Source organism: Streptomyces sp. NPDC060205 (assembly GCF_042728395.1).
GTDB lineage: Bacteria > Actinomycetota > Actinomycetes > Streptomycetales > Streptomycetaceae > Streptomyces.
Genome location: NZ_JBHWZP010000434.1, coordinates 1 through 6,684 on the forward strand (window position 1 = coordinate 1; position 6,684 = coordinate 6,684).

A 6,684-nucleotide genomic window follows, 5' to 3' on the forward strand; every position below is an offset into this window, starting at 1 on the left:
GGCTGGTAGTTAGCCTCTCCGGCGTTTGAGGACGAGCGCGAAGCGCGATCAGGGGGGCGAGGGGGCGCAGCCCCCATACGTGGACGGGAACGGGAAGGGGCGGCGGGGGCGAGGACAAGTCAGCCGAAGAAGACCCCGACCTCCTCGTACAGTCGCGGATCCACCGTCTTCAGGCGGGCCGTCGCCTCCGCGATGGGGACGCGCACGACATCGGTCCCCTGCAGCGCGACCATCTTGCCGAAGTCCCCGTCCCGCACCGCCTCGATCGCATGAAGCCCGAACCGCGTGGCCAGCCACCGATCGAACGCACTGGGAGTGCCGCCCCGCTGGACATGTCCGAGAACGGTCGTCCGCGCCTCCTTCCCCGTACGCCGCTCGATCTCCTTGGACAGCCACTCCCCCACACCCGACAGCCGCACATGCCCGAAGGAGTCCAGCGACCCGTCCTTGAGGACCATGTCGCCGTCCTTGGGCATCGCCCCCTCCGCGACGACCACGATCGGCGCGTACGAGGCCTTGAAGCGCGAGGTCACCCAGGCGCACACCTGGTCGACGTCGAAGCGCTGTTCCGGGATGAGGATGACGTTCGCGCCGCCCGCGAGACCCGAGTGGAGCGCGATCCAGCCCGCGTGCCGCCCCATCACCTCGCACACCAGCACCCGCATGTGCGATTCGGCGGTGGTGTGCAGCCGGTCGATCGCCTCGGTGGCGATCCCGACGGCGGTGTCGAAACCGAAGGTGTAGTCGGTGGCGGACAGGTCGTTGTCGATGGTCTTCGGTACGCCGACGACGGGCACCCCGTACTCGTCGGTGAGGCGCGCGGCGACCCCGAGGGTGTCCTCGCCGCCGATCGCGATCAGGGCGTCGACCTCGCACTTGGCGAGGTTCTCCTTGATCCGGCGGATGCCGTTCTCGGCCTTGAGGGGGTTGGTGCGCGAGGAACCGAGGATGGTGCCGCCGCGCGGCAGGATGCCCCGCACGGCGGGAATGTCGAGCCGGACGAAGTCGCCTTCCAGCGGACCCCTCCAGCCGTCCCGGAAGCCGGTGAAGTCATAGCCGTACTCCTGCACGCCCTTGCGGACGATGCCCCGGATGACGGCGTTGAGCCCGGGGCAGTCGCCGCCTCCGGTCAGTACTCCGACCCGCATGGAAAGTCCCTTCGCCATGGTTGGCTGACGGAACTCACGCTAATAGTGATCCAGGTCACTCCAGGAGAGGGCGGAAGGTCAATTCCGATGCAATGTGCGGGAGTTGATCACCCGTCATCACTCGTTGGTGTGTATCGGTGGGTTTACGCGTCGTCGAGGCCCCGCTCTATGGCATAGCGCACCAACTCCACGCGGTTGTGCAACTGCAGCTTGCCCAGGGTGTTCTGGACGTGGTTCTGCACCGTGCGGTGGGAGATCACCAGGCGCTCGGCGATCTGCTTGTAGCTCAGGCCCTTGGCCACCAGCCGGAGCACCTCGGTCTCCCGCTCGGTGAGCTGCGGGGCCCTCGGCTCGCCGTCGCCTCCCGTGGCGGGGCCCGGGTCGGAGGCGAGTCTGCGGTACTCGCCGAGGACCAGGCCCGCGAGGCCCGGCGTGAAGACGGGGTCGCCGACGGCCGTGCGGCGCACCGCGTCGATCAGCTCCTCCGTGGAGGCCGACTTGAGGAGGTAGCCGGTGGCGCCGGACTTGACCGCCTCCAGGACGTCGGCGTGCTCGCCGCTCGCGGACAGGACAAGGACGCGCAGGGCGGGGTTGAGGCCGACGAGTTCCTTGCAGACCTGCACACCGGGCTTGGCGGGCAGGTTCAGGTCCAGTACGAGGACGTCGGGTCCGGCGGCCTGGGCCCGGCGCACCGCCTGTTCGCCGTCGCCCGCGGTCGCGACCACGTCGAACCCGGACTCGGCGAGGTCCCGGGCGACCGCGTCGCGCCACATGGGATGGTCGTCGACCACCATGACCCGGATCGGGGCCCGCCCCTGTTCCGTTCCCGCTCCCGCTCCCGGCCCCGACCTCGACGACTGTCCTTGTCCCTCGGTCATGCCTTCTCCGCCTTCCCCCGTGTGCCCTCGGGCCCCTTCGAGGCCTTCGGTGCCTGCTTCGGTACCTTCAGTTCCACTTCCGTGCCCTGGCCCGGCACCGAGATCAGCTCGGCGGTGCCGCCGATCTCCCGCAGCCGTCCCCGGATCGACAGGGCCACCCCGAGGCGCCCCTCCCCCTCGGCCTGGGCGAGCCGTCCCTCGGGGATGCCGGGGCCGTCGTCCCGTACGGTCACGATCACCTCGTCCGGCTCGTCCTCGACCAGGATCCAGGCCCGGGCGTCCTCGCCCACGTGGCGGTGGACGTTGTCCAGGGCCGCGCCGACCGCCGCGGCCAGTTCCCTCGCGGCACCGGCCGGGAGCGGCACCGGGGTCCCCGGCTCGGAGAACGTCACCTTCGCGGTGGCGTACGGGGCGAGCAGCGGGCGCAGATCGCGTAGGGCCAGGTCGTCCTGCGGGTCCGGCTCGTCCACCGCGCGGACGACGGCTCCCTCGGTCTCGTCCTCCGAGAGCCGCGAGACGGGTACGAGTCCGCCGGAGACCAGGGTGCGCAGCGCGACCTCCTGTTCGCCGGCGAGACGGCCCAGCTCCGCCGCCTCCCCGCCGATCGCGGAGCCGCGCCGCTGCACCATGGCGAGCACCTGGAGGACGCCGTCGTGGATGTCACGGGCCAGCCGCTCGCGTTCGCGGGTCGCCGCCTCGATCTCCAGGGCGCGGGCCAGGGTGCGCTCGGAGGCGCGGGCGACCTCGACGACGTATCCGATGGCGATGGAGGCGACCCAGACCAGCAGCACGTTGTGGAGGGTGTCCTCGCTGAGCGCGCCGCGCTGCAGGACGTTGGCGACGCCGACGAGCGCCGAGGCGAAGGCCGCCCAGCGCCAGCCGCCCTTGATGGCGAACGCCAGCACCGCGCCCGCGGTCCATATCGACGGGAGGGTCGGGCCGCCCGCCACGATCCGGTCGTGGGCGTCAGCGACCGGGGTGAGCAGGATGCCGGTGAGGGCGACGGTCAGATCGGCCGCGAGGAAGGGCTTGGTGCAGCTCTGCGCGTTGGCCACCTTGGGGAGGGTGGCGAAGGTCCAGGCGGCGAGCAGCACGTAGTAGCCGATGGCCACTTCGGGGCGGACGAACTCGTCGTTCTTCGCGACGAAGAGACCGATCGCGTAGAACAGCGTCAGGACGCGGTATCCCGTGAGCGCGCGCCACAGCGGCTGCTCGACCGACATCCTCATGACTCTCTCGCGCTTGGCCATGTCCCCCAGTACCCCATCCCCCGCGGCCGCGTCCAGGTCTACGAGCCGGTCTGCTCCTTCTGCGCTTCCTTCTGGGCCTGCTTCTGTGCCTTCGCCGCCTCCGCGATCTGCCGCTTGGCGGCCGTCGCGTAGATGTCGACGTACTCCTGTCCGGAGAGCTTCATGATCTCGTACATGACCTCGTCGGTCACCGCGCGCAGCACGAAACGGTCGTGCTCCATCCCGCTGTAGCGGCTGAAGTCCAGCGGTTCGCCGATGCGGATGCCCGGGCGCATCAGCTTGGGCATCACCTTGCCGGGCGGCTGGATCTTCTCCGTGTCGATCATGGCGACCGGGATGACGGGCGCCCCGGTGGCCAGCGCCACCCGCGCGAGCCCGCCGGGCTTGCCCCGGTAGAGGCGGCCGTCGGGCGAGCGGGTGCCCTCCGGGTAGATACCGAAGAGCTCGCCGCGCTCGACGACGTCGATACCGCTCTTGACCGCCGCCTCGCCCGCACCGCGTCCGCCTGAGCGGTCCACCGGCAGCTGGCCGACGCCCTTGAAGAAGGCGGCGGTCATCCGGCCCTTGACCCCGGGGGTGGTGAAGTACTCCGCCTTCGCGATGAAGGTGACCTTGCGGTCGAGGACCGCGGGGAGGAAGAACGAGTCCGAGAACGAGAGGTGGTTGCTCGCCAGGATGGCCGGGCCCTCGGCGGGAATGTTCCTGAGGCCTTCCACCCAGGGCCTGAAGGCGAGCTTCAGGGGCCCTCCGATGGAAAACTTCATTGCGCCGTAGATCACCCGAGTGCCTCCTGTGTCTGTCGATCAGACCTTAACCCGGAGCACGGTCAATGGGCCCGACGGCCCTGGTCGGTGTCAGTGCGGTCGCGTACGGTGAAGTACGCCTCGAAGCTTCGGGGTGATCGTCGCGTCGCCCTTGAACGAACAGGAGACCGAAGGTGCCGGTCCTTCCCGGAGCTGAGCCGTTCCACCACGAGGGGGGAGAGGTCGGGGTCCTCCTCTGCCACGGCTTCACGGGTTCCCCGCAGTCGCTGCGCCCCTGGGCGGAGTATCTCGCCGAGCGCGGTCTCACCGTCTCGCTGCCGCTGCTCCCCGGGCACGGCACGCGCTGGGAGGACATGCAGCTCACGGGCTGGCAGGACTGGTACGCGGAAGTGGACCGCGAGCTGCGCGCCCTGCGCGAGCGCTGCTCCCGGGTCTTCGTCTTCGGTCTCTCCATGGGCGGCGCGCTCACCCTGCGGCTCGCCGCCAAGCACGGTGACGAGGTCGGCGGCATAGTGGTCGTCAACCCGGCGAACAAGGTGCACGGCCTCGCGGCGTACGCCCTGCCGGTGATCCGTCACTTCGTCAGGACGGTGGACGGCATCACCAGCGACATCGCCAAGGACGGCGGGATCGAGATCGGCTACGACAAGGTGCCCCTGCACGCGGCCCACTCGATGCGTAACTTCTACCGGCTCCTCGACGGCGAGCTGCCGCAGGTGACCCAGCCGATGCTGCTCCTGCACAGCCCGCAGGACCATGTCGTGCCGCCCGCCGACTCGGCCCGCATCCTCAGCCGGGTGTCGTCCGTGGATGTCACGGAGATACTTCTGGAACAGAGCTACCACGTCGCGACGTTGGACCACGACGCGGACCGGATCTTCGAGGAGAGCTTCGCCTTCGTCTCCCGGCTCGCACCCGGTGCCGGCAAGGAGGCCGGCGCGGGTCAGGCGAGTCAGCAGGAAGGGACGGCCACTGGTGGCTGAGTACGACGCGGACCGCGAGCCCGACGAGAAGGACGCGGCACCCGGCGGGGAGCAGGGCCCGTCGTTCGACGAGGCGGCGGCCTGGGAGGCCATCGTGGCCGGATACGGCGACGAACCGCCGGACCCGCCCGGCGCGAAGCCCTTCAAGTCCGTGGAGGACCTGGCGCTCCTGGATCCCGAGACGAACGACGCCGGCGCGGGCGACTCCGGCGGCAAGAGCTCCGCGACGCCCAAGGGCGCCAAGGGCAAGCAGGGCGGTACGGACACCACGGGTCCCGAGGCCGACCCGGAGACCGACGCGAAGGCCGCCCCTAAGGACGAGCCGGGCGCCGGGAAGCCGCTCGGCAGTTCCGTGGCGTTCGCGCCCGGCGTCGCGGGTCCCCGTGACTTCTCGGTGTCCGAACCGGCCGAGGAGGACTTCGACGAGGACGACGAGGGCCACTTCGTGCCGCCCGAGCCGCCCCCGCTGCCGGCCGCGGACACCACGGCCAAGTTCGCCTGGCTGGGTGTGATCGGCGGCCCGGTACTGCTGCTGCTCGCGGTGCTGCTCGGCTGGGAGATGACGTGGTACCTCGCCACGCTGGGCATCGGCGGCTTCCTCGGCGGGTTCGCCACGCTGGTGGGGCGGATGCGGAGCGACGAGGAGGACGAGGACGATCCGGGGCGCGGCGCGGTCGTCTGACGCCTTACGGATCCGACGCCTTACGGATCCGACGCCTTACGGATCTGACGCTTGGCGGATCTGACGCCTGGCGTTTGTGACGCCTGGCGTCATCGAGCGGCCGGCGTCATCGGGCGCTGGGGATTCTGATGGCCGCCAGGACCGGCAGATGGTCCGTGGCGGCCCTCAGGTCCGCCTCGGTCACTCCGGGCTGGTCCAGGGGTACGCCGCAGCCAAGGATCTCCACACCCGCGGTGGCGAAGAGCGCGTCGATGCGCTGATGCGGGTCGCCGGGCGTGGAGGTGTGCTCCCCGCCCCAGGGGGCCACCGCCCAGCCGTCCTGGAGCGCTGCCGCGAGACGCTTGAACGTCCGGCCCTCCGGGCGCTCGTTGAGGTCGCCGCCCGCGATGGCGTGCGGGGTGTCCAGGGCGGCGAGGCTGTCCAGGAGCATGGCGCCCTGCTTGTGGCGCTCGTCCTTCTGAAGGGACAGATGGCAGCTCAGTACGCCGACGCGGGCGCCGTCCGCCCCGCCGAACCGGACGACGGCGGTCGCGAAACCGCGCCGGTGCAGGCCGGGGGTGACGGGGAGCAGCACGTCCTCGGTGCGTTCGACCGTGGCGCGCAGGGAGCACAGGAGGGCCGGGCCGGACGCGGTGGCTCCGCCGGAGAGGACGACCTGCCCCGAGGCCGCCGCCAGGCGGGCCAGCTTCTTGCGCCAGCGGAAGAAGCGGGGGGCTTCCTGGAGGAGGACCAGGTCCGGTTCGCAGGCGGCGATCACCCGGGCGAGTGCGGTGGTGTCGTCCCGCATGGACCGGATGTTGTAGCTGAGGACCCGGACGACGACCGAACCGTCGGACTCCGTCCGGGAACTGGGCAACGGGTTTCCTGCCGGAATGGTCGACATACGGATCAAGATATCCCGCGGGCCGGTGGGGGCTGGTCGCGCAGTCCCCCGCGCCCCTAAAAGATGAAAGGCAGGGGCGCAGCCCCGCCTTTCAGG

At 70.6% G+C, this 6,684-nt stretch carries 7 protein-coding genes; 2 read left to right on the top strand and 5 right to left on the bottom strand.

The genetic code is table 11. The features are described 5' to 3' along the window. Positions 1 to 119: 119 nt before the first annotated feature. The 4 genes from ACFWGJ_RS40165 to ACFWGJ_RS40180 form a co-directional block, all read right to left on the bottom strand. Positions 120 to 1,148, bottom strand: a complete 1,029-nt coding sequence (locus tag ACFWGJ_RS40165) for a 6-phosphofructokinase (RefSeq protein ID WP_387333901.1) — start codon at positions 1,146 to 1,148, stop codon at positions 120 to 122. Between the two features lie 143 nt (positions 1,149 to 1,291). Beyond that, complete coding sequence (locus ACFWGJ_RS40170) at positions 1,292 to 1,942, bottom strand: response regulator (RefSeq protein WP_387333907.1); 651 nt, start codon at positions 1,940 to 1,942, stop codon at positions 1,292 to 1,294. 80 nt (positions 1,943 to 2,022) lie between these two features. Continuing rightward, on the bottom strand, positions 2,023 to 3,276 hold the full coding sequence (gene macS / locus ACFWGJ_RS40175) for a MacS family sensor histidine kinase (RefSeq protein WP_387333902.1): 1,254 nt from the start codon (positions 3,274 to 3,276) through the stop codon (positions 2,023 to 2,025). 38 nt (positions 3,277 to 3,314) lie between these two features. Further along, on the bottom strand, positions 3,315 to 4,040 hold the full coding sequence (locus tag ACFWGJ_RS40180) for a lysophospholipid acyltransferase family protein (protein WP_387333903.1): 726 nt from the start codon (positions 4,038 to 4,040) through the stop codon (positions 3,315 to 3,317). 173 nt (positions 4,041 to 4,213) lie between these two features. Here ACFWGJ_RS40180 and ACFWGJ_RS40185 point away from each other — a divergent pair, with 173 nt between their 5' ends. Continuing rightward, positions 4,214 to 5,023 carry an alpha/beta hydrolase gene (locus ACFWGJ_RS40185; RefSeq protein WP_387333904.1) on the top strand — a complete coding sequence of 270 codons (810 nt, stop codon included), beginning with the start codon at positions 4,214 to 4,216 and terminating at the stop codon, positions 5,021 to 5,023. Then, positions 5,016 to 5,705: a hypothetical protein gene (locus tag ACFWGJ_RS40190; RefSeq protein WP_387333905.1), complete on the top strand. Its 690-nt coding sequence runs from the start codon at positions 5,016 to 5,018 to the stop codon at positions 5,703 to 5,705. Before ACFWGJ_RS40185 ends, ACFWGJ_RS40190 begins: the two co-directional genes overlap by 8 nt. A 106-nt stretch (positions 5,706 to 5,811) precedes the next feature. Here ACFWGJ_RS40190 and ACFWGJ_RS40195 read toward each other — a convergent pair whose 3' ends face one another. Beyond that, positions 5,812 to 6,588, bottom strand: a complete 777-nt coding sequence (locus ACFWGJ_RS40195) for an endonuclease/exonuclease/phosphatase family protein (protein WP_387333906.1) — start codon at positions 6,586 to 6,588, stop codon at positions 5,812 to 5,814. Positions 6,589 to 6,684 lie beyond the last annotated feature (96 nt).